The 22,984-nt window shown below is 60.5% G+C and carries 18 protein-coding genes and 1 pseudogene; 10 read left to right on the top strand and 9 right to left on the bottom strand.

Annotated features, from left to right (window positions below; genetic code table 11):
• Positions 1-165 precede the first annotated feature (165 nt).
• Positions 166-1,182 carry a nicotinate-nucleotide--dimethylbenzimidazole phosphoribosyltransferase gene (gene cobT / locus CU048_02020; GenBank protein ID QBR70254.1) on the top strand — a complete coding sequence of 339 codons (1,017 nt, stop codon included), beginning with the start codon at positions 166-168 and terminating at the stop codon, positions 1,180-1,182.
• A gap of 50 nt (positions 1,183-1,232) precedes the next feature.
• Here cobT and CU048_02015 read toward each other — a convergent pair whose 3' ends face one another.
• Both CU048_02015 and CU048_02010 read right to left on the bottom strand, forming a co-directional pair.
• The gene (locus CU048_02015) at positions 1,233-2,723 is read right to left on the bottom strand and encodes a peptidase S10 (GenBank protein QBR72585.1); all 1,491 of its coding nucleotides are present in this window, start codon (positions 2,721-2,723) and stop codon (positions 1,233-1,235) included.
• A gap of 328 nt (positions 2,724-3,051) precedes the next feature.
• Positions 3,052-4,608, bottom strand: coding sequence for a two-component sensor histidine kinase (locus CU048_02010; GenBank protein QBR72584.1), 1,557 nt, complete (start codon positions 4,606-4,608; stop codon positions 3,052-3,054).
• Between the two features lie 415 nt (positions 4,609-5,023).
• Between CU048_02010 and CU048_02005 the strand changes: the two genes are divergently transcribed.
• The 5 genes from CU048_02005 (at position 5,024) to CU048_01985 (ending at position 10,738) form a co-directional block, all read left to right on the top strand.
• Positions 5,024-5,767, top strand: a complete 744-nt coding sequence (locus tag CU048_02005; GenBank protein ID QBR70253.1) for an MBL fold metallo-hydrolase — start codon at positions 5,024-5,026, stop codon at positions 5,765-5,767.
• Entirely contained in the window at positions 5,745-6,407 is a 663-nt protein-coding gene (locus tag CU048_02000) for a uracil-DNA glycosylase (GenBank protein QBR70252.1), read from the top strand. Before CU048_02005 ends, CU048_02000 begins: the two co-directional genes overlap by 23 nt.
• Before the next feature lie 120 nt (positions 6,408-6,527).
• The gene (locus CU048_01995) at positions 6,528-8,756 is read left to right on the top strand and encodes a caspase-like domain-containing protein (GenBank protein ID QBR70251.1); all 2,229 of its coding nucleotides are present in this window, start codon (positions 6,528-6,530) and stop codon (positions 8,754-8,756) included.
• Positions 8,757-8,933: 177 nt separating this feature from the next.
• Positions 8,934-10,034, top strand: coding sequence for an exopolyphosphatase (locus CU048_01990; GenBank protein QBR72583.1), 1,101 nt, complete (start codon positions 8,934-8,936; stop codon positions 10,032-10,034).
• Entirely contained in the window at positions 10,031-10,738 is a 708-nt protein-coding gene (locus CU048_01985; GenBank protein QBR70250.1) for an rRNA methyltransferase, read from the top strand. The genes CU048_01990 and CU048_01985 overlap by 4 nt, the downstream gene beginning before the upstream one ends.
• 3 nt (positions 10,739-10,741) lie before the next feature.
• Here CU048_01985 and CU048_01980 read toward each other — a convergent pair whose 3' ends face one another.
• Entirely contained in the window at positions 10,742-12,157 is a 1,416-nt protein-coding gene (locus CU048_01980) for an MFS transporter (GenBank protein QBR72582.1), read from the bottom strand.
• A gap of 427 nt (positions 12,158-12,584) precedes the next feature.
• Here CU048_01980 and CU048_01975 point away from each other — a divergent pair, with 427 nt between their 5' ends.
• The 3 genes from CU048_01975 to CU048_01965 are packed head-to-tail and all read left to right on the top strand — an operon-like array spanning position 12,585 to position 15,873.
• The gene (locus CU048_01975; protein ID QBR70249.1) at positions 12,585-14,075 is read left to right on the top strand and encodes an IMP dehydrogenase; all 1,491 of its coding nucleotides are present in this window, start codon (positions 12,585-12,587) and stop codon (positions 14,073-14,075) included.
• A 37-nt stretch (positions 14,076-14,112) separates the two neighbouring features.
• Positions 14,113-14,550: a hypothetical protein gene (locus tag CU048_01970; GenBank protein QBR70248.1), complete on the top strand. Its 438-nt coding sequence runs from the start codon at positions 14,113-14,115 to the stop codon at positions 14,548-14,550.
• 30 nt (positions 14,551-14,580) lie between these two features.
• Positions 14,581-15,873, top strand: coding sequence for an MFS transporter (locus CU048_01965; protein ID QBR70247.1), 1,293 nt, complete (start codon positions 14,581-14,583; stop codon positions 15,871-15,873).
• On the opposite strand, the pseudogene CU048_01960 reads toward CU048_01965, so the two are convergent.
• Both CU048_01960 and CU048_01955 read right to left on the bottom strand, forming a co-directional pair.
• Positions 15,871-15,990: pseudogene (locus CU048_01960) on the bottom strand (SAM-dependent methyltransferase). The gene CU048_01965 and the pseudogene CU048_01960 overlap by 3 nt on opposite strands.
• A gap of 3 nt (positions 15,991-15,993) precedes the next feature.
• Positions 15,994-16,245, bottom strand: a complete 252-nt coding sequence (locus CU048_01955) for a hypothetical protein (protein QBR70246.1) — start codon at positions 16,243-16,245, stop codon at positions 15,994-15,996.
• 30 nt (positions 16,246-16,275) lie between these two features.
• Between CU048_01955 and CU048_01950 the strand changes: the two genes are divergently transcribed.
• Positions 16,276-18,441 carry a malate synthase G gene (locus tag CU048_01950; protein ID QBR72581.1) on the top strand — a complete coding sequence of 722 codons (2,166 nt, stop codon included), beginning with the start codon at positions 16,276-16,278 and terminating at the stop codon, positions 18,439-18,441.
• 7 nt (positions 18,442-18,448) lie between these two features.
• On the opposite strand, the gene CU048_01945 is transcribed toward CU048_01950, so the two are convergent.
• The 4 genes from CU048_01945 to CU048_01930 all read right to left on the bottom strand — a co-directional run bounded on the left by CU048_01945 (position 18,449) and on the right by CU048_01930 (position 22,832).
• Positions 18,449-19,765, bottom strand: coding sequence for a bifunctional folylpolyglutamate synthase/dihydrofolate synthase (locus CU048_01945; GenBank protein QBR70245.1), 1,317 nt, complete (start codon positions 19,763-19,765; stop codon positions 18,449-18,451).
• A 21-nt stretch (positions 19,766-19,786) separates the two neighbouring features.
• Positions 19,787-20,656 (bottom strand): acetyl-CoA carboxylase carboxyl transferase subunit beta, encoded by an 870-nt coding sequence (locus tag CU048_01940; GenBank protein QBR70244.1) that lies wholly within the window; start codon positions 20,654-20,656, stop codon positions 19,787-19,789.
• 49 nt (positions 20,657-20,705) lie between these two features.
• Positions 20,706-21,542, bottom strand: a complete 837-nt coding sequence (locus CU048_01935) for a tryptophan synthase subunit alpha (protein QBR70243.1) — start codon at positions 21,540-21,542, stop codon at positions 20,706-20,708.
• Positions 21,543-21,635: 93 nt separating this feature from the next.
• Positions 21,636-22,832, bottom strand: coding sequence for a 2'-deoxycytidine 5'-triphosphate deaminase (locus CU048_01930; protein QBR72580.1), 1,197 nt, complete (start codon positions 22,830-22,832; stop codon positions 21,636-21,638).
• Between the last annotated feature and the right edge of the window lie 152 nt (positions 22,833-22,984).

The raw sequence follows: 22,984 nt of genomic DNA, 5'->3' as shown, positions 1-22,984 counted from the left end.
ACGTTAGTGTTTATCCTCCCTAGAAACACGATAAGGCGTACATAGGAGCTCAATTGCTGCATTGCAATATCGCAAGTGCAGCAAAGAACGAGGCGAGTTGCCGCAGGCCTTCCGGCCCGGCCTTGTCTGGCCTAAGAGACGTCTCCACTTTTGCTGCAGGTCTTGATGTCCACCGCCCAAACACCGTTCGACTCGATCCGCGCGCTGGTCGCTTCCATGCCCCAAGCGTCGGAGGCTTCCCGGCAAGCCGTCCGCGCGCGCCAAGCCATTTTGACCAAACCGTCGGGTTCGCTCGGCCGGCTTGAGGAAATCGTCGAGTTTTTGGCTGCATGGCAGGGCAAGCCAAAACCCACGATCGAGCGGCCCCAGGTTGCTGTGTTCGCCGGCAATCACGGTGTCACGCAAAAGGGCGTGTCGGCCTATCCGGCCTCCGTCACGCGCGCGATGATGGATAATTTTTCGGCAGGCGGAGCGGCTATCAATCAGATTTGCGCCGCGAACGGGATGGGGCTGAAGGTGTTTGAACTCGCCCTCGATCTTCCCACCGCCGACATCACGGAAGCTCCGGCGATGGATGAGGCCTCGGCGATGGCGACCTTCGCTTTCGGGATGGAGGCCATTGCAGGGGGCATCGATCTCCTGTGCCTCGGTGAAATGGGCATCGGCAACACGACGGTGGCAGCCGCTATTTACTACGGGCTATATGGGGGGCGTGCGGCCGATTGGGTGGGGCGGGGCACTGGAATCGATGACAGCGGATTGGCGCGGAAAATTGCCGCCGTGGAAGCTGCCGTTGCATTGCACAAGGAGCATTTATCCGATCCCCTTGAACTGATGCGACGCCTTGGCGGGCGCGAAATCGCGGCGATTGCCGGAGCGATCATGGCCGCGCGGATGGAACGCATCCCGGTGATCCTTGATGGCTATGTGGTCTGCGCCGCGGCAGCGATCCTCCACGCGCTCGATCCCGCAACGCTCGATCATTGCCTGGCGGGCCATGTCTCGGCTGAGGGGGCTCACAGAGACATATTGCGGAAGCTTGGCAAGACGCCGATTTTGGATTTGGGGCTGCGGCTGGGCGAAGGCTCGGGCGCGGCTCTGGCGGGCGGAATCGTGAAATCCGCCCTGGCCTGCTACGCCGGCATGGCCACTTTCGAGGAAGCCAAGGTTCCGGAGAAGTGATCTAAGCCATGTAATATCAAGTAAATATCAGAAAATTCTCCTACAAAACATCATTTTCCTTCGATCAAATGCCGCGCGTCTTCCCGCAAGTCGGCGCGGGACTTGTTGTCGAAATAAAGCATGTGGCCGCCGCCGTAGACTTTGAGGCGCAGGCGGCCCGGATCGTCGAGGGGAGGGACCTGGTCGATGAGGAGTTTGGAGGCAAAATAGGGCGTCACTTGATCGGTGAGCCCATGCACGACCAGAACGCGTAGGCGTGGGTCGAGCGCCATCGCCTGTTTCAGATCGGAAAGGGACTCGGGCCGGTTGCGGCCGCTGCCGAAGTCCCAGGCATGGCTCACACTCTCATTCAGGATTTCATAGCGTTCTTCCCCGACCGGCCAACCCAAGCGATTGGCGGTAATATCGGCCATGGCGCTGGCCAGCGGCGTCTTGGCCGCATCGAGAATGGGGTCCGAATATTCGCTCGCGGCCGCGTGTGGGGACGGATCATAACCGCTCACGCGCGCATCGTAGATGCTGGAAATCTTCGCCCCGGCCCGATTTTTTTCCCGCGCGAAGGTTGCAATATCGATGCGTCCGCCGAGCTTACGAACAAGCGCCGGATCGAGGCCCGTGAAGCCAGAAACCCTTTCGGCAAGACGGGTCAGCGCCTGAGGGTCGCGTTCTCCCCGCAGGAGATCGGTCAGATAGGGGCCGGCTGCATAGGCTTCGACATCGGAAAGCGCCGCGCGTCCGTCGGAACCGGTAAGGCCGCGCGCGGCCGCCGCTTGAGAAGGGAGCCGCGTTGCAAAGGTCAACGGATTATTGGCACCCTCGAACCAGCTGAAATCGAGCACCGGGGAGACCAAGATCAGACCCTCAATGCCGATCCCCTCATTGTCCTGAAGCCGTCGTGCGAGTTTTGGGGCGCGAAAGCCGCCATAACTCTCGCCTACGATGAATTTGGGGCTTTCGAGCCGTTTGTTGGCGGTCAGCCATTTGCGGATCGCGACCGCCAGCGCCTCTATATCGCCATTGACGGAATAGAAATGGCGGCGCGTTTCGTCGCCCTTCGCCAAGATGCGGCTATAGCCGGTGCCGGGCGGATCAATAAAGACGAGGTCGGTAAAATCTAGCCAGGTGTCGGTATTGTCGACCACGACAGGGGACATGGAAGGCGACGGTGCGTTGCGGTCGAGCGGCAGGCGCCATGGCCCCAGAGCGCCGAGATCGAGCCAAGCGGAAGACGCGCCGGGGCCGCCATTGATTGCGAATGTGACCGGACGCTTGGCAGGATCGGCGCCTTCCAAAAGGAAAGCGACGGTGGCGATATCGGCCCTGGGGCTCAGGCTCTCCCCATCTCTCAGGCGGGTCGCCCCGGCAATCGCCTTGAAATGAAGGCTGCGTCCGGGCAATTCGACCGTATGCGAAGTGGTGGCCGGCGGAGGGAGCGCCTTTTGCCCGGTGGCTGGCTCTTGCGGATGCGGCTCGCCCTGGACCTGATGTGATGTGGTTTCAGGAGATCCTGCTTCCGCCCCCGCGACGGGTGCCGGGCGCATCGGTTCTTCGGCGGCCAAGGGTGCAAAGGCCGCGCACCCTAAGAAGACGGCTGCAGCAAGCCGGCAAATGCGCAGTGGGAAAAGCGCTGTCCTGAATGGCCAAAGCACGTCAGCTCGTCTCCTCGTTATCCCAGCTGCGGCAGCTGTCGCGGGCAGGGCCTATATTGCTTTTGATCGGCATTGCCAAACTGCGCCGGGCGACCGGAAAAAATTCGACGCGACATGCCAGCAATCAAATATCGGGGCATTCTCGCGTGGCTTCGTATCATCTTACCCGGCAAAATGTTTGCACAAATGGTTGATGACGCGCGGGCTGGGGCCTCGAATGCTAGGCGGCGGTCGTCGTCCCAGGTTGCAGCCGGCGTGCGCCTTTGCGCCTCCCATCGCCCCGAACTCCGCTCACCGGCACCGCGTCCATCACCCGTTCCGGCGGAAGGATAACGACAACTTCGGTGCCTTCGCGTGGCTTCGATTTCAAAGTGAAGGTTCCGCCGTGCAGTTCGACAAGGCCTTTGACGATCGGCAGGCCGAGCCCCGATCCTTCGTCGGCATTTTTTTGCGCGAGCGTGCCCCGGCCGAAGGATGACATGACGATCGGGATTTCTTCTTCGGGAATGCCGGGACCGCTGTCGCGCACGGCGACATATTGGCCGCCATTTGAAGTCCAGCCAATTCTGATTTTGATCAGTCCGCCTTGCGGGGTAAATTTGATCGCGTTGGACAAGAGGTTCAAACTGACCTGACGAAGCGCGCGCTCATCGGCCCAAATATGAGGCAAATTGGGTTCGACGGATTCTTCAATCGTGATCCGGCGTTTCTTCGCGCGCAAGCCCAGCAGATGCCGGCAATCCTCAACGATATGATCGAGCGCGACCGCTTCTTCCTTGAGATCGAAACGACCCGCTTCAATCCTTGAGAGATCGAGAATTTCATTAATCAGCATCAGGAGATGCTGGCCGCTTGCATGAATGTCGTTTGAATATTCCTTATAGGACGGGATTGCATGCGATCCGAACAGCTCGCCTTTCATCACTTCGGAAAAGCCGAGGATCGCATTGAGGGGAGTCCGCAATTCATGGCTCATCGTCGCCAGGAAGCGGGACTTGGCGAGGTTGGCGGACTCGGCGCGCCGCCTCGCGAGATCGCTGTTCGCCTTAGCCTGTTCGAGCTCGGCGATCAATTGGTCTTTTTCGGTTTGAAACGACAGGCCTTCGCGCGAAGCCGCATGCAGCTTGCTGGCGAGGAACATGAAGTAAAGCTGCGTCCCGCAAGCGAGAATAAACAGCGGCGGGGCTCCGCCGGCAAGGCTCGCAGGCTGGAGGAAACCGAGAATGACGAGGGTCATCGGCGTCAATGCGCCGGTCATGACGAAAGGGATCGGCGCCGTGACGGTCGCATTCATTGTTGCGACCAACAAAAGCAAAACCAAACCGATCGTTGGCGAGGTGGGATCACCCGAGTCATTGATGAGCGCTATGAGAACCGCCCAGACAAGGCCCTGACAGGTTTCGGCGAAGAAGAACTTGTAACGCCAGCGGCTTGTATCGAGCGCGGTCTCGTCGGCATTCAGAAATTTTCCGGCGTATCGGTAGGACAGGCTGATGGCGGCGACATCGAGGGCGAGCCAGATCGCGACGGACTCGAGCGAGACCCTGGTCGTGGCAACAATCGCGACGATGGCGGCAAGCGCGGCCATGGCAGGAACCGAGGATCTTCGTGCTCTTGCATAGAGGCGCAGCAATTCCACATCGCAGCCAGATCGATTTTGGGCGGAGAAGAGGGGCAGTTTTTGCGTCGCATCTAACACCGCGGCCCTGCGCTGTGCGGCATTCGCTGAATCGCCAACCCGCCTGTGCGCGGTCAATTCTGCGGCGACATTTGTCATCGTGTGAAAGACCTGCTGACTTTTCGGTGCGTCCACGCAATTTGCGAGGTTGGCGCAAAAAGATTAACGACCCGGCTCGGTGATCGTTCGATTTGTACGCAACATGCGCTGGTCCCAACCTGACGGCTTTCGCGCGCACAATCTTCCGCGGAAGTCCGCGCTGCAGTGAATCCAAGGGGTGGGTTTGAGTGTGTGGTAACGCACATCAAGGACGTGTCCGTCGCTCAAAAGTCGCGTGTTAACCTCCTAAAAACGTTTGGTGCCCATGCACGTCGTAGAGAGCCGGTCTTAAGTATCTTCCCTTGGACCCAGCTTCTGCGTCTGCTCTGTTTTGGGTTTGAACTTTACGCCGCTACGGTCTCTTCTGCTGCTCGCAGAGATTTTCTACGTCAGATAGGTCCATAGAAAGGGTGTCATGCGAGTAACGATAGTTGGTTCGGGCGATGCCTTTGGGACTGGCGGCCGCGCGCACACTTGTTTCAAAATAGATGCGCTGGAGAAAACCGTCTTGGTCGATTTTGGAGCCGCCTCGATTGTCGGCTGGAAGAAGCTTGGCTACGATTGCTCCGATATAGATGCCGTCGTGATATCGCATTTGCACGGCGACCATTTTGGGGGCTTGCCATTCCTTTTGTTGGACTGCCAATTCGTTGCGCGGCGAACAAAACCCCTCACAATGATCGGACCGCCAGGCCTTAGAAAGCGGCTCGATGACGCGCTCGAGACTCTTTTTTCCGTGACAAAAGCGATGCCCTGGAGTTTTCCTTGGAAGGTCGAGGAACTGCCCCCGCGCGGGAAAACCAAAGCTGCGGGGCTCGCTGTGGAGAGCTTTGAGGTCGTTCACGGCTGCTGCGGTATCGCGACGGGCGTTCGACTGGACGATGGTAAAAATGTGTTTGCCTATTCAGGCGACACGGCCTGGACCGAGGCCTTGTTCGACATTTCCAAGGACGCCGATATTTTCGTCGTTGAATGCTATTCCGGGGGAGAGCCGGTGCCGCACCACATCAACTGGCCCTCGCTAAAGGCCAATCTTGCCGGCTTTTCGGCGAAGCGAATTGTCGTGACGCATATGAGCGACTCTGCCTTGGCCCTCCGGCCCGAAATGGAAAGCGCCGGGTTGATGATTGCCTATGATGGACAAACGTTTGATCTCTGATGTCAATAGATATACAAATCGATCAATCATCGAACTGACTGAACGCATCCGGGCTTGTCGCTTCTGTCGCGACGCGCCACGGAAAACACCGCTTCCGCATGAGCCGCGTCCCGTGCTGCGGGTCTCCTCGACCGCGCGCTTGCTCATTGCTAGCCAGGCGCCCGGCACCAGAGTTCATCAAACGGGCGTGCCTTTCAACGATGCGTCCGGAGATCGGCTCCGGCAATGGATAAACCTCCCGCGTGAAATCTTCTACGATGAAGCCAGGGTGGCGATCGTGCCGATGGGGTTTTGTTTTCCGGGTCATGACAAAAATAAGGGCGATCTGCCGCCGCGCCGCGAATGCCGCGAGACCTGGCATGATGAATTGTTCGCAGCATTGCCCCAGATTGAATGCATTCTTGCCATCGGCCGTTATGCGCAGGACTATCATTTCGCGCGGCTTGGAAGACCTTTGCCGAAGGGCCTCGGCGTTGATGAAACGGTCCGCCGCTGGCGGGAATTCGCGGGGAAGGGCCCGCGTATCATTGCGTTGCCGCATCCGTCGTGGCGCAACAGCGGATGGATCAAGCGAAATCCTTGGTTCGAGGCGGAGGTCTTGCCGCTTTTGCGGAGGGAGGTCGCCCGCGCCATCACCTGAAGCTTTACCAGGGAACCCACGCGCAGAGCACCTGAACGGAAGATAGCTGGAGCATTCAGCCAATATTCAGCCGCACTGGCCTTCCTTTATGCGAGCTTCCGGTGTTGCCCATGGTGCTAAATGCTGTTTCGAACGAAAACAAATAGAGTTCTCTTCCTCGCCGTCGCGCTCGCGATCTTGGTTTCATGGCGGCCCCAGGCGTTTGCCCAGGAGACGACCGAACCGCGACTGGCCCTCGTGATCGGCAATGCGGACTATCGCGGCGGCGCGTTGCCGACGGCGGCAAACGACGCAGGTCTCATCGCGGATTCCTTGCGTGCCGCCGGATTTGAGGTGAATGGCGCCGCCAATCTCGATTCGGAATCGCTGCGCCGTGCGTTTCGTGATTTCCAGGCGAAGGCGGAGCAGGCCGGGCCCCAAGCGATCGTGTTCATCTATCTGTCCGGGCGCGGCCTGCAATATGAGGGCGAAAACTATTTCGCCCCCATCGAGGCCATGATTGCGCGCGACACCGACATTCCAGTGGAAGCGCTGCGCATTTCCGATTTTACCCGCGCGCTCGCGGCGTTGCCGCTCAAGGCTCGGATCATTGTGCTCGATGCTGCGCGGGCCAATGATTTTGCGAAGAGCGGACCAGGCCTCGCGAGCGGTCTTGCGCTGATCGATGCGGAGCCCGGCTCGCTTTACGCGTTTAATGCGGCGCCGGGTACGATTGCGCCCGAGGAACCCGCACCTTATGGCGCTTATGCCAAGGCCTTGGCTGAGATGTTGCGCGAAGGCGGGGTGCCCATCGATGAAGCCTTCGCCCGCGCAAGGCTCAGGGTGAACGAAGCGACGCACGGCGCCTTTGTGCCTTGGGATGTTTCCAAGATCGAAACGCCCATTTTGCTTTTTGCCGCCAGCCCTGATGCGCCGCCCCCCGTCGCGGCGCAAAGCTATGCGGCCATGCGGTCCCGCCCGATCCGAGAGTTTCCCATCGCCGAGGCCTATGCCGCCGCGGTGGAACGCGACACATTCGCAGGCTATCAGGAATTCCTTGCAGCCTATCCAAATGATCGGCTTGCGGCCCGAGTCCGAGCCTTGCTCGCGGCAAGGCGCGAGGCTTTGACGTGGCGCCGCTGTGTCTCCGCGAATACGCCCGATGCCTATTGGAGCTATATGCAGCGCTATCCGCGCGGCCCGCATTTCGCGGACGCCCGTCGCAGGCTCACTTTTTTATCGGCCCCCCTCGATCCTCCGCCCCGCTATGAGGCCTATGATTTCGGTGGCTTGCCGCCGCCTCCAGAAGAGGAATACCGGGTTATCGACCAGCCGGTCATAAGCTTTGCCCCGGAGAATTACCCGCCGCCTCCGCCGCCGCCCGACTATTTTTTGCCGCCGCGGCCGGTGGAATTCATCGAGATCGCGCCGCCGCCGCCGCCACCGAGCCAAGGCTTTCTCCCGATCCCGATTCCCATTCCGGTGCCGTTCGGGAGAGAACGCGCCACGCCGGGCGTGGTCATTCAGCAAAATTTCGGGCAGCAAGGGGCGCCCAACATAGCGCCGCCCGCGGGGCTGGAACGAGCCATGCGTGGCCTCGACAGGCCCGTCCGCCCGGGTTCTCCCGCGGCCGTCGCGCCGAGCGCCATGCCGCCACCCCAGGGGGGAGTTCCTGGTGCCCCGGCACGGCCCACCGGAGGGCTCCAGCCCGGCGTTCCCGCCGCTCCAAATGGCGCGCCTCCTCCTGCGGGTCCCTCACGTCCGGCAACTGCGATCCACGAGCCGGCGCCAAACGGGGCGCCGCCGCCTTCCCACCACGCGTTGCCGACTGGTCAGCCGCTTCCCACCTCCACGGGACCCAAGCCCGGGTTGCCGCCCGGTCCAACTGGAAGGACTGGTCCTGCCGGCCATCGATTGCCGCCGGCGGCCATCCCCAAAATTTCTCCTGTGCTGCCTCCTCAGCTTTCGCATGGGCCGGCGGCGATCCGTGTTCCCCCTGGGATCCAGCCGCACGCACCAGCCAACGCGGGTTTCCCGGCCGGGAGGAGGCCGCAGCATCCTGGGCCAGTTGGTATCGTCGCGCCCCCGCCAATGCCAAACAGAGGCGTTTTTCCCGGCGCTCGCCCAGCGACAGCGGCGAGGCCCGCAAACATGCCACCCCCTGCCCAGCCGCACCCGAACTGGGGAGGCGGGCCACGGCCGGTGGCGATTGCGCCGGTCGTTCCCCATCCGGGTCCGCGGGTTAGCCCAAGCAATTTTCCGGCGGCCCCAAGAGGGATGCCGCCCCAGGTCCACATGCCGCCACAGGTTCCCGTGAAGCCGGTCAAGAAGCCCGGTGAAAAGGACAATCCGCGGGGCCAAGGCCAATGAGCTCGCCGTTTTGTGCCTTCTTGCGGTGCGGCACTTGGTGTTTGGAGCCGGCCTTGTTACACTTGCGCGAAGTTGCAGAGGAGTGCCCGGCTTCGGGAGTGTGAATTGATTCGAACCGAAGGCGCCGGTGAAACCGGTGACCGCGCAATAAGCGCGCCAGTAGCCAGCCTGCGCGCCATGGAAGATGTGGTTCCGGACTCGACGGGCGCGGGTGCGGCGAATTATATCGCCAGCATCGAAAAGCCTCCCGCCGCGCCTAGGCCGGAACAAAACATCTATGCGGCGCTTGATCTTGGGACCAACAATTGCCGGCTTTTGATTGCCCGGCCTGCACCTTCGGGAAGCGGCCAGGACGGATTTCGGGTCATCGATTCGTTTTCCCGGATCGTCCGGCTCGGCGAAGGTCTCTCTTTAACTGGCGAACTCACCGAGGCGGCGATCGAGCGGACGCTGAGCGCCCTTGAAATCTGCCGCAACAAGATGCGCGCTCGCGGCGTCACCCATGCCCGGCTGATTGCGACGGAGGCTTGCCGGTCGGCACGAAATGGACCGGAATTTCTTGCGCGGGTCCGGGACGTAACGGGTCTAGAACTCGAGGTTGTCGATCGTGAAACCGAAGCGCGTCTGGCGGCCGCTGGATCTGCTTCGCTGGCCGATTCCGCCGCCCACGGTGTGGTCCTGTTCGATATCGGCGGCGGCTCTTCGGAAATTGTTTGGCTGAGCAAAGCTTCATCCGTGCACGCTCGAACCATCGGCATGGCAAAATGCGATCGGATCCGCTTCTGGGTTTCCCTGCGGGTCGGGGTCGTGACTCTGGCGGAGAAATTTGGCGGGCTAGAAGTCTCCGACGCGACATTCGAAGCCATGGTGGATTATGTCGCGCCCGAGCTGGCGAGTTTTGTGGCGATGGCGGGCACTGAACAGCGGGGACCAAATTTTCATTTGCTGGGCACCTCCGGGACGGTCACGACGATCGCAGGCGTTTTTCTTGGCCTTGCCCGCTATGATCGACGCCGGGTTGACGGTTTGTGGATGTCGAGCGGACAGGTCGACAATGCAGTGGCCAGTTTACGCAAAATGACCTACCACGAGCGCGCCGCGAATGGGTGTATCGGGCATGGGCGAGCCGATCTTGTCCTTGCCGGCTGCGCCATTCTGGAAGCAATCCGCCGCGCGTTTCCGGCAGATCGCGTCCGTATCGCAGACCGCGGTTTGCGTGACGGCATTTTGATCCAGCTGATGAGCGGCGACGGCGTGGCCGCGCGGGCAGAGGGATGATGGAGACGCGATCTCCGTCGGGCCGGGAAGGTGGCCGTTCGCTGAAGACGCGGGTGAAGACCGCGCGAAAGCGATCGCTCTCCTCCACCTTGTGGCTGGAACGTCAGCTCAACGATCCCTATGTGGCGCGGGCGAAACGGGAGGGTTTTCGTTCCCGTGCCGCGTATAAATTAATGGAAATCGACGCTCGCTATCACTTTTTGAAGCCTGGGCAGAGGATCGTCGATCTCGGCGCTGCGCCTGGTGGCTGGTCGCAGGCTTGCGTGCAAGCGGCGGGCACAAACAAGAGCGGCGGCAGAATAATCGGTATCGATCTTCTCGACATCGAACCGCTGGCCGGCGCCGAATTCAAGGTCATGGATTTTATGGCTGAGGACGCGCCGCAGCTTCTCAAGGATTGGCTGGGCGGCAAGGCCGACGTCGTTCTTTCCGACATGGCCGCCAATACCACCGGCCATAAGCAGACGGATCACTTGCGGATTGTCGGCCTTGTCGAACTTGCTGCCGATTTCGCCTACGAAATTTTGGCCGAGGGAGGCACATTCCTCGCCAAGGTTTTTCAAGGCGGTACCGAACGCGATTTGCTCGCCAGGCTTAAGCGGGAGTTCGCGGTTGTACGGCATGTCAAGCCGCAGGCCAGCCGTGCCGATTCCTCTGAACTCTATGTGCTTGCCACCGGCTTCAGAGGAGCCGGCACGCCTTGACGGCTATTGCGATGCCGGCGCGATGGCTTCGTCGGTGCGCGTTCTGGTAAGCTGCCATCCGGCGTCGGTGGGCAGCCGCAAGAACGCAAACATCGCACTCAACGAGATGGCGGCCATGGCAAAAAACGCCCATTTGAAATTCTCGGTTGCGTAGATATTTGACGCGCCATTGAGATAGGCAAAACCTTGAAGCGCACCGGCTCCAGCTGCGACGCCGAGACTCAAGGCCAGTTGTTGCGCCACGGATGCAAAACTGACGGCTCTGCTGATCCTGGCGGAATCGATTTCGGCATAGGCAATCGAATTGAGGCTGGTGAATTCGAGCGACCGCACAAAGCCGCCGACCAGGAGCACGCTCATCATAAGGACGACCGGGGTCCAAGGGGTGAAGAGGCCGTAGGAGGCAAGGAAGGCGGCGCTCAGGATCGCATCGAAGATCAGCACACGGCGAAAGCCGAACAGGCGCAGGATGGGCGCGGCCGTGGCCTTCATTGCCATCGCCCCGGCTGAAGCAATGAAGGTGATCGAACCCGATTGAAGCGCGTTCATGCCGAACCCGGCTTGCAGCATGAGGGGGAGAAGAAACGGAATCGATCCAATTCCGATCCGAAACAGCGAACCGCCGAGAACGCTCGCGCGAAAGGTCTTGATCGAAAGAAGCTTGAGATCGATCAGCGGAAACGCGGCACGACGGGCATGCCAGACATAGGCAGCCAGGGCGAGCACGCCAGCGCCGGCCAGAAGGACCACGGTTTCACCCGGAATGAGACCGCGTCCGGCTCCGCCAAGCCCGAATAGGAGGAAAGCAAGCCCAGAGCCGCACAGTAGGAAGCCCTTGACGTCGAGTGGCCATGCGGCTTCCCCCCGGACGTCTTCGATGAACAAGGTGGCAAGGACGATCCCCACGGCCCCGAAGGGGACGTTGATCCAGAAAATCCAGCGCCAGTGGAAATAGGTGGTGATAAAGCCGCCGACCAGTGGCCCCGTAATGGGTCCAAGCAGAGCCGGGATCGTCAGATAGGAGAGGGCGGTGACAAGATCGGGGCGTTCCACGGAACGCAGGAGCAAGAGCCGGCCAACCGGAGTCATCATCGCGCCGCCGAGACCTTGGATGACCCGCGCGCCGACCAGTTCGGGCAAATTGCTCGACATGCCGCATAAGATGGAGCCGAAGGTGAAGACAAGAATGGCGATCCGGAAAATCGTGCGCGCACCATAGCGGTCGGCGGCCCAGCCGCTGGCCGGGATAAAGATCGCGAGCGAAACCAGATAGGAGGTGAGCGCAAGTTTCAAGGCAATCGGATCTTCATGCAGATCCATGGCGATCGCCGGCAGGGACGTCGAAATGACGGTCGAATCGAGATTTTCCATGAACAAGGCGCAGGCGACGGTGAGCGCGGTGATGAGATAGGATGGCAAAAACACGGCTCCCGAATCGGCTGGCGGCTTGCGGGCAGGCGGCGGATCGTCGAAAAATCTCTGCGGCTATTTTCGCTAACGCCGCAAAGTGCGATCCCGATCTAACAGGGCTGGGTCATGCCCGCATTCGATTTTGTTTCCCGCATCACAAAAACGAGATTTGGGGATTTGGGATCGTGCCCAGGCAAAAGCCGAGCGCGATGGGCGCGCAGACCCTACCAGCCTGGCTTGGGCGTCAAGGACACATTTTCGCGAACAGAAAAAATATTCGATTGTCGAGACCGTCTTTGCGCCTTGCTCAGGGCATGCTAAGAGCCGCCGGCAACTCTAGACCGACGCGATTTTGACCAATCGCTCCCCGCGCGAACTCTCGCGGCGTTGCCCCGGAGGCAAACCGTCGCCGAGAAAAAATTAATGGAGTTGGCATTTGGCCCTGATCACGCGACCCCCGCTAACCGAAGCGCTGACGTTTGACGATGTGCTCCTTTTGCCGGGCCATTCTAAAGTCCTGCCGGGTGCAGCCGAGCTGAAAACCAGACTAACCTCTGCGATCAGCTTGAACATTCCGATTGTATCGTCCGCCATGGATACGGTGACCGAAGCCAGGCTGGCGATCGCCCTCGCTCAGGCTGGCGGTATCGGTGTCATCCATCGCAATTTCGATCCGGCCGAGCAGGCCGAGGAAGTCCGCAAGGTTAAGCGCTACGAAAGCGGCATGGTGGTCGATCCGATCACGATCTTTCCCGATGAGACGCTGGCGGACGCTCTGGCGCTGATGCGCCGACATGGGATTTCCGGCATTCCGGTGGTGGAGCGTGGTCCCGGCGGCAAGCCGGCTCGGCTTTGCGGGATATTGACCAATCGCGACGTCAGATTCGCCGATAATCCGCTGGAACCCGTTAGCGAGCTGATGACCAAGAATCTCATTACCGTGCGCGAAGGCGTGACCGAGGATGAGGCACGACGCCTCCTGCATCAGCATCGGCTCGAAAAACTCATCGTCGTCGACGACGATTTTCGCTGCGTCGGCCTCGTGACCGTGAAGGACATGGAAAAGGCAACCCTTCATCCTGCCGCTTGCAAGGATGCCGAGGGCAGGCTCAGGGTGGCCGCAGCCTCGACCGTCGGCGACCAGGGCTATGAACGCGCGCTGATGTTGATCGATGCCGGGGTCGACTGCATCGTCGTCGATACTGCCCACGGGCACTCGCAGGCCGTCCTAAATCAGGTCTCCCGATTGAAGCTCGCTTCGAACAAGGTTGCGCTCATCGCCGGCAATGTCGCGACCGCTGACGGTGCCAAGGCCTTGATCGATGCCGGCGCCGATGCGATCAAGGTTGGCATTGGCCCGGGCTCTATCTGCACGACCCGGATCGTCGCCGGTGTCGGCGTGCCCCAGCTCACTGCGATCATGGACTGCGCCGAGGCTGCGCGGGCGGCAAATGTCCCGGTCATCGCCGATGGCGGCATCAAATATTCAGGGGATCTTGCCAAGGCGATTGCGGCGGGGGCCGATTGCGTGATGATCGGCTCGCTGTTCGCGGGAACCGATGAAAGTCCCGGCGAAGTCTATCTGTATCAGGGCCGTTCGTTCAAATCCTACCGGGGCATGGGATCGGTGGGAGCGATGGCGCGCGGCTCCGCCGACCGCTATTTCCAGCAGGACATCACCGACCAGTTAAAGCTTGTCCCGGAAGGCGTCGAAGGGCAGGTGCCTTATCGCGGCCCGGCCTCGGTGATTCTGCATCAATTGGCCGGCGGATTACGTGCTGCCATGGGCTATGTGGGCGCGCCGAATATTCAGGAGTTCCAAGCCCGCGCCCAGTTTGTCCGTATCTCGTCGGCGAGCCTTCGCGAGAGCCATGTCCACGATGTGGCGATTACACGCGAAAGCCCGAACTATCCGACGAGCGGGTGAAGCCGAGCTTTTGCCGAATTGCTCAGGACGAAGCCGCATGACACTCCAAGCGATCCTTTTGCCGTTGTTCGTCCAAGTGGGTCTGATCTATTTCGTCGGTCTTCGACTCGCCAAGCTGCGCTGGTCGGTCGTCTTGCGCGGCGAAGTCCGTTGGCAGGATATCGCTCTCCGCGAGAGGGTCTGGCCCGGACGTGAAGAGCAATTGAGCAATTCATTTCAGAACCAGTTCGAGATGCCGGTTCTATTTTATGTCCTCGTCGTGCTGGCGATCATCACCAAAAAAGCCGATCTCGTTTTTGTCATCATGGAATGGCTTTTCGTCACGACCCGTATCGCCCATGCCTATGTCCACACAACTTCCAACTATGTACCCTTGCGGGGTCCATTTTTTATTCTAGGTTCCGCGATCTTATTCATAATGTGGCTCATCTTTGCGATCCGCATTTTTGCTGCTCCCATGATTTGGGCGCTATGACAGTTAGGCCCCAATGACGCATAAAACTCAATGACTCCTGGTGCACGCATTGCCGCCGCGATCGAGGTCGCAGAAGAAATCGAAACCCGCAAAAGACCGACTGCCGATGTGCTGAAAGATTGGGGACTTTCGCACCGTTTCGCGGGCTCCAAGGATCGCGCGGCGATTGCATCGCTGGTCTTCGATGCGCAGCGCAAAAAGGCCTCGTCAGCCTTCATCATGGGCGCCGAGACGCCGCGCGCGATCGTGCTCGGCTCTCTGCGTCAGATCCAAGGCACGAGCGCCGAAGCGCTGGCGGCGATTTGCACCGGAGAGGCGCACACGCCGCCGCCGCTCGATGCGGAAGAAATTGAACGTCTCACCAAGGGCGATCTGGCCGGTGCCCCGAGTTTCGTCGCAGGCGATTTTCCGCAGTGGATGGAGCCGTCGTTTGCCGCGGTCTTTGGGCCAAGCGTCGTCGCCGAGATGAGTGCGCTCGCCGCAAGGGCGCCTGTCGATCTGCGCGTCAACACTTTGAAGACAACGCGCGACAAAGAGCTTGCTAGCCTTGCCCACCTTAATGCGCAGCTCACCCCTCTATCGCCTTTGGGGCTGCGGTTGCCGCTGGCGCAGGACGGACGGGGTCCGACGCTCGCCGCGGAGCCCGCCTACGTCAAGGGCCGCGTTGAAATCCAGGACGAGGGTTCGCAGCTTGCGGCGCTCCTCGCGCTGGCAAAGCCAGGCGAACAGGTCCTCGACCTCTGCGCGGGCGCCGGCGGGAAAGCCTTGGCGTTGGCGGCCTTGATGCAAAATAAAGGGCAGATTCATGCCAGCGATCCCGAGGGAGCAAGGCTCATGCGGAGCCTTCCGAGGCTCGAACGCGCGGGAGTGCGCAACGTGCAGCTGCATGCCCCACGCGGGCGCGAGGATGTGCTCGCCGGTCTCGAGAACCGCTGTGATCTGGTTTTTGTGGACGCGCCCTGCACGGGCACCGGGACTTGGCGGCGCAGCCCAGATGCCAAATGGCGCATTCGGCCCGGCGCACTGGCCATTCGGATCGGTGAGCAGGATCAGGTATTGGAAGAGGCGGCGCGTTTCGTCAAGCCGCATGGCCGCATTCTCTACGTGACCTGCTCGCTTCTGCGCGAGGAAAACGAAGACAGGCTCGCGGCGTTTTTGGAGCGCCATAAGGACTTTGCGAGCTTTTCCGCTCAGAAACTGGCGGAACTGGCCGGCCTGCCGGAGCTGGCGCGTTTTGCTTCACCCTTTGGGTTTGGCCTTCGTCTCACACCTTTGACGACGGGCACCGATGGCTTTTTCATCGGCATGCTCATGCGTGGCTAGAGCGGGATGAGGAAAAGTGGAAACCGGTTTTCCGCCCGCATCCCGCTCTAAGCTTTTGGAATCGATCACGTTCATGATTTTGGATTGAGTCAATCCAAAATCATCGTGATCTAGAGCTTATCAAATTGTGCAAGCGTGATGCGCATTTTCGCGGCAATTGCCGTTGTTCGATTGCACAAAAATGAGAAGACCAATCCAAATCGTAAGCAACAATATCGGCCAGCGGGCGTTCGTCACTGGGATGCTATGTCCGATGCTGGTCATCCCGTCTTGGAATGGTGAGGGCAAGCTGCTAAACTTTTTCTGTTCCTTTGCATTTTCGTTAATCCGGGACGCCAACGGACCGCCGCTTCCTTGGTGATGCCGCTTCATTAATCGTTCCCAAGAAGACCTTAAAACATGATGGCTTACGAGCAAATCGGCAACATCAGCGTTGCAAAAGACCTGCGCGCCTTCATCCACGACGAAGTCTTACCGGGGGCGGGCATCGGCCCCGAGCCATTCTGGACAGGGCTCGCGGGTCTGATTGCGACATTTGGACCCCGCATCCGCGAGCAATTGCGGTTTCGGGACGAACTGCAAGAAAAAATCGACGCCTATCACCGCAGAACGGCGACCAAACCATTCGACCCTTCAGACTATCACCATTTTCTCCGCGAGATCGGATACATCGTTCCGGAGCCACCCAATTTTTCCATTCGGACCGAAAATGTGCTTGAGATCGCGCGGGTTGCCGGGCCGCAGCTCGTCGTTCCGGCCTCTAACGCGCGCTATGCATTGAATGCCGCCAATGCGCGCTGGGGCAGTCTTTACGATGCGCTGTATGGAACCGATGCCATTCCTGAGACAGACGGAGCGGAGCGCAGCAAGGGCTATAACAAAGTCCGCGGTGCCAAGGTCGTCGACTGGGTTAGGCGATTTCTTGATGAGGTGGCCCCGCTCGCCGGCGGCAGCCATAAAGCGGTGATCGCTTATAAAGTTGTCGGCGGCGAGCTTGTCGCATTTCTTGAAAATGGCCTTGAGACGCGCTTGCGCCATCCCGGCCGCTTTGCCGGCTGCAAGAAAAGAACGATCGACTCCTTTGTCGTGCTGCTGCGGCACCATGGGTTGCACATCGAACTGGAGATCGATCCCGGCAGCTTGGTCGGTGCTGACAACAAGGCGGGCGTGGCGGATGTCGTCCTTGAAGCCGCACTCAGCTCCATCGTCGATCTGGAGGACAGTGTCACCGCGGTCGATGCCCAGGATAAGATCACGGTCTACCGCAATTGGCTCGGGCTGATGCAGGGAAGCCTCACGGCTTCCTTGGAAAAAAGGGGGCTGCTCATCGAGCGGAAGCTCGCCGAGGACCGCACCTATATCGACCGGGACGGCGCCCCCATGATCTTGCATGGGCGCAGCCTGCTGCTGGTGCGTAATGTCGGCCATCACATGCAGACAGACGCGGTGCTTGACGCCGCCGGAAGCCAAATCCCGGAAACCATTCTTGATGCGGCGGTGACATCGCTGATCTCCGTTCACGATCTCAAGCGCGTCACCGGTGCCCGCAACAGCCGTCACGGTTCGATCTACATCGTGAAACCGAAAATGCATGGGCCCGACGAAGTCGCGCTGGCTAATGAGCTTTTCGGAGCTGTCGAGGACATGCTGAAGCTGCCTAGGCACACATTAAAAATGGGGATCATGGACGAGGAGCGGCGAACTTCGGTCAACCTCAAGGCCTGCATTGCGGCGGCGGCCGACCGGGTGTTTTTTATCAATACGGGCTTCCTCGACCGGACGGGAGACGAAATACACACGTCGATGGAAGCCGGGCCGATGGTCCGCAAGAACGACATGAAGACCACGGATTGGATCGCTGCCTACGAGAATTCGAACGTCGACGTCGGGATCGCCTGCGGCTTGCCGGGGCGGGCGCAGATCGGCAAGGGCATGTGGGCCGCCCCGGACCGGATGGCGGACATGCTTGCGCAAAAGATCGTGCATCCGCTGGCGGGGGCGAACACCGCCTGGGTGCCGTCGCCGACGGCAGCGGTTTTGCACGCCGTTCACTATCATAAGGTCGATGTCGCGGGCCGGTGGAAGGAGCTTGGGCGTCGGAGCCCGCCGCATCTGTCCGATCTCCTTGCTATCCCGACCTGCCGGGCCAATTGGGCACCGGACGATATTCAGGCCGAGCTCGACAATAATTGTCAGGGGATTTTAGGTTATGTCGTGCGTTGGGTCGATCAGGGCATCGGCTGTTCGAAGGTGCCGGATATTCATGATGTCGGTCTCATGGAAGATCGCGCCACCTTGCGTATTTCGAGTCAACACATCGCCAATTGGCTGCACCACGGGATTGCATCCCCGGAACAGGTGATGGACACGCTTCGGCGCATGGCGGACGTCGTCGATCGTCAGAATGCCGATGATCCTCTCTATCGCCCCATGGCGCCCGATTTCAATGGCAGTGCCTTTCAAGCGGCGGTCGACCTTATTTTCAAAGGCCGTGCGCAGCCAAACGGCTACACGGAATGGCTTCTCCACGCGCATCGCCGCAAGGTGAAGGCCGCGGCGGCGCAGTGATCTTGCTTCATTGCGGCGGCGTGCCGTTGAGCGCGAGGACTTCTCCGGCGAGATAAAGACTTCCAGCGATCAAAATGCGGGGTGGGTAAATCCATTCCCGCGCGGCGAGGAACAGAAGCGCCGCTTTGACGCTGTCGCAGGCTGCCGCCGGGATCCCATTGGCATAGGCTGCCGCTGCCACTTCAACGGCCGGCTTGGCATATTGGTCGGCATTGACCGGAACGGCCACCACTTCCTGGGCCAGGCCCTTGAACGCGCGCAGGAAACCGCCCGTATCCTTGCTCGCCAGCGTGCCGCAAATGATAATCAGCGGCCGTTGCGACTTGTCCTCGAACTCCGCCATGGCCTGCGCGAGCGCACGGCCGGCATCCTCGTTGTGGCCGCCGTCGAGCCAGACCTCCGCGCCTGCCGGGGCAAGCGCCGGCACACGGCCTTTGGCTAAATTTTGCAAGCGCGCCGGCCATTCGGCCATCGTCAAGCCGGCTTCGAAAACGGCGGGGCCGAGATCCGGCTCAATCGAACGCAGGACGGCGATCGCCGCCGCCGCGTTCGCATGCTGATGGCGGCCGATGAGACGTGGCTGCGGCAGATCGAGCAGGCCGCGCTCATCCTCGAAAATCAGGCGGCCCTGTTCCTCTCGGGCGAAAAAATCCTGCTCGGCGACGATCAGCGGCGCGCCGACCCGGCGGGCCTCGCGCCTCAGGACCGCCAAGGCGGCTTCATGCTGAAGGCCCAAAATCGCCGGCGCGCCCGACTTCAGGATTCCGGCCTTCTCAAAAGCGATTTTGTCGACGGTCGCGCCGAGGAATTCCGGGTGATCGATGGACACCGGCGTAATGACCGTGGCCTTTGGCCGCGCGATCACATTGGTTGCGTCGAACCGTCCACCAAGGCCGACTTCAAGCAAAAGATAGTCCGCCGGATGTTCGCTGAAGAGCTTGAATGCCGCCGCGGTGGTGACTTCAAAAAAGGTGATGGGTTCGCCGCGATTGGCCTTCTCGCACGCCGTCAACGCGGCGAAAAGTTCGGCATCGCCGACGAGCCGGCCGCCACCCTCCGCGCCAAGTCGGATGCGCTCATGAAACCGCACCAGATGCGGCGAGGTATAGACATGGACGCGTTTTCCCGCCGCTTCGAGGATCGCTCGCATGAAGGCGATCGTGGAACCCTTGCCATTGGTGCCGGCGACATGAATGATCGGCGGCAGCCGCTGTTCGGGCGAACCAAGCGCGCCGAGCAGCCGCTCGATCCGGCCAAGCGACAATTCGATCGTCTTGCGATGCAAGGTGAAAAGGCGGGAGAGAAGCGCGTCCAGCGAATCCATGATGGCCTTGTTTCGCGGCCCTCAGGCGGCGGCTCTCTCGATCGGCTGGGTCCGCGTTAACAAAGCGCAAAGGCGGGCAAGGGTCGCTCGCATGTCCTTTCTTTTCACCACCATATCGATCATGCCGTGGGCTTCCAGATATTCGGCGCGCTGAAAGCCTTCCGGCAGGCGCTCGCGAATGGTCTGTTCAATCACTCTGGCGCCGGCAAAACCGATGACCGCGCCAGGCTCGGCGATCTGCACGTCACCGAGCATGGCGTAAGAGGCGGTCACCCCGCCGGTCGTCGGATTGGTCAGAACGACGATATAGGGAAGCTTGGCCTCGCGCAGGCGCTGCACGGCGATGGTCGTGCGCGGCATCTGCATGAGCGAGAAAATGCCCTCCTGCATCCGCGCGCCGCCAGAGGCCGTGAAGATGATGAACGGCGTTCGCCGGTCGATCGCGGCCGTCATCCCCGTGATGATGGCTTCGCCCGCCGCCATGCCGAGCGAGCCGCCGAGAAAATCGAAATCCTGCACCGCGGCGACGATATCCATGCCTTCGAGTTTGCCGGAGGCAAGCTTGACCGCGTCGGCGGCGCCGGTTTTTAGGCGATACTCCTTCAACCGATCGGTGTAGCGCTTCACATCGCGGAATTTGAGCGGGTCCAACGGCACTTCTGGGGTGGCGATTTCTTCATAGACCGCGCCGTCGAACAGATTGTCGAGCCTGGCTTTGGCGGCGAGGCGCATGTGATAGCCAGATCCCGGCACGACAAAGAGATTGGCTTCGAGGTCCTTGTGAAAGACCAGTTCGCCACTTTCGGGACATTTGACCCAAAGGTTTTCCGGCGTCTCGCGGCGGAGCAGAGACCTGACCTTGGGCGGCACGACATTCGAAATCCAGTTCATCGGCAATCCAGTTTTGCTGAGGCGTTGGTCTGCGGCGTTGGCCGAGGCTTTAGCCCATGGCGGGCGTGGCTGTCCGCACGCCCTTCGAAATTTCCGCAACGAGCCCGGCCACCGCTTCTACGCTTTTCTCGGTCGCCTTGCCATCCTGATCGAGCGAGCCTCGTAAGGCCTCAACGATCGCCGAACCGACGACCACGCCATTGGCATGCGCGGCGATGGCGGCCGCGCTTTCGGCATTTTTCACGCCGAAGCCCACGGCGACGGGGAGATTTGTGTGCCCTTTGATGCGACGGACCGCCGCGGCCACTTTGGCGTTATCGGGCGCCGCGGCCCCGGTTATACCGGTGATCGACACGTAATAAACAAAGCCCGAAGTATGGGCGAGGACCGCGGGGAGCCTGGCATCGTCCGTCGTCGGCGTCGCCAGCCGAATGAAATTCAGGCCCGCTTCGAGCGCCGGCAGACAAAGTTCGGAATCTTCCTCCGGCGGAAGATCGACCACGATCAAACCATCGACGCCGGCGGCTTTTGCATCGCGGAGAAATTTTTCGACGCCATAAACATAGATCGGGTTGTAATAGCCCATAAGGACGATGGGGGTCGTCTGATCGGCCGTCCGAAAGTCGGTCACGAGAGCCAATGTCTTGGCAAGCGTGGTCCCGGCAGCAAGCGCGCGCAGCCCCGCCGCTTGAATCGCGGGGCCGTCGGCCATCGGATCGGTAAACGGCATGCCGAGCTCGATCACATCGGCGCCCGCCTTCGGAAGCGCTTTCAGGATCTCCTGGCACGTCGCGAGATCGGGGTCGCCGGCCATCACGAAAGTCACCAGGGCTGCGCGATTTTGCCGCGCGAGGTCTTCAAAGCGGCGATCTATGCGTGTGGGCATGAGAAACTTGAGCTTCAGGGTAGGGGGAGGGAAAGCAACCGGACCGTCGCTCTAGCACGCCGGCCGCGCGGGCGGAAGGCACCGCAAACCCCCTCATTCCATCAGAAAATGTTTCGATAATTTAAGCCCCTGGCCCTGGTAGTTCGAAACCGTGCTCGTGCCGTACAGCACCTGGGGCGGTTCGGCCATTTTCTCATAAACAAGCCGACCGATGATTTGTCCATCCTCCAGGATGAAGGGAACTTCGTGGCTGCGGACTTCGAGAACCGCGCGGGCGGATGGACGATGATCTGCTCCGGCGCCGAAGCCGGGATCGAAAAACCCCGCATAATGCACCCGAAACTCGCCCATCGCCGGGTCGATAGCCACCATTTCGGCGGCGAGATCTGGAGGGATCTGAAGCCTCTCCTTCGACGCCAAGATATAAAATTCGCCGGGATCGAGGATCAGCCGCTTGTCGCTGCGCGCCCGGACGGGTTCCCAGTAATCATCGATACGATAGGCGCCGGCGCGGTCGACATCGAGACTGTCGGTATGTTTTTGCGCCCGATATCCAATCACATTGCCGACGGACTCCGCGCTCAAACCCACGCGCAAAACGAGACCGCCGCGCAAATTCAATTCGCCATCGACCAGCGGCATTTTTTCATGACGCTCCCGGAGGTCTCGTTCGTCAATCCCGAAATCGGTTCGTTCGAACTGTTGCGAGTTGAGCCTGCGAAAGCGGATCTGATTGAGCTTCGAGCCCTTGCGAACACGGACGCTGAAGCTGCGTGGCGAGACTTCGGCATAAAGCGGCCCATTATATGCGCGCGCTACCCGGTCGAAGACATCCGATTTGTCGGTGATGAGCCGTGTGAAAATGTCGAGCCGGCCGGTCGAACTTTTGGGATTGGCGACCGCCGAAATGCTGTCGGGGAGCTGCAAATGCTCGATCAGCGGGATCACATAGACGCAGCCGCGTTCCAAGACGGCACCTTTGCCCTCAAGGCTGATTTCCTCGTCGGCGCTGTTCAGGGCGAACAGCTGATCTTTCACAGCGCGTTCTTTGCCGGGCAGAAAGCTGGCTCGAACGCGGTAGGCGCGGGCGCCCAGCCGAAGGTCGAGGCTCGCGGGCTGAAACTGAGCATCTTCCAGCTCAGGGCTGGAAATCATACCGCGCCGCACCATCAGCTCGATTTTTTCACGTGGCAGAAGGCCGAACTGGTTCCCGAACTCGAACGCGCTCGCCGGCGGAACGGCGCCGTCCGGCGTCGATTCAGGGAAAAGCGATCCTGTGGCCGCGCGCATGAAAGTCATTAATGCCTCGCTCGAACGGATTTCAGAAGTTTTAGGACGAATGGAGGCATTTGTCGGCGTCCGTTTTTCTCAATTTTGACCTGTCCACGAAAATAAAGCCTTCTGTCAGACTTGAGATATGAGCCATCGGGCGGTAAGCAATC

It is taken from the genome of Beijerinckiaceae bacterium, assembly GCA_004564215.1.
In the GTDB taxonomy this organism is placed as follows: Bacteria; Pseudomonadota; Alphaproteobacteria; order Rhizobiales; family Beijerinckiaceae; genus Methylocapsa.
The sequence above is the reverse complement of the archived record's forward strand: the minus strand, read 5'-3'. Positions and strand labels throughout refer to the sequence as shown.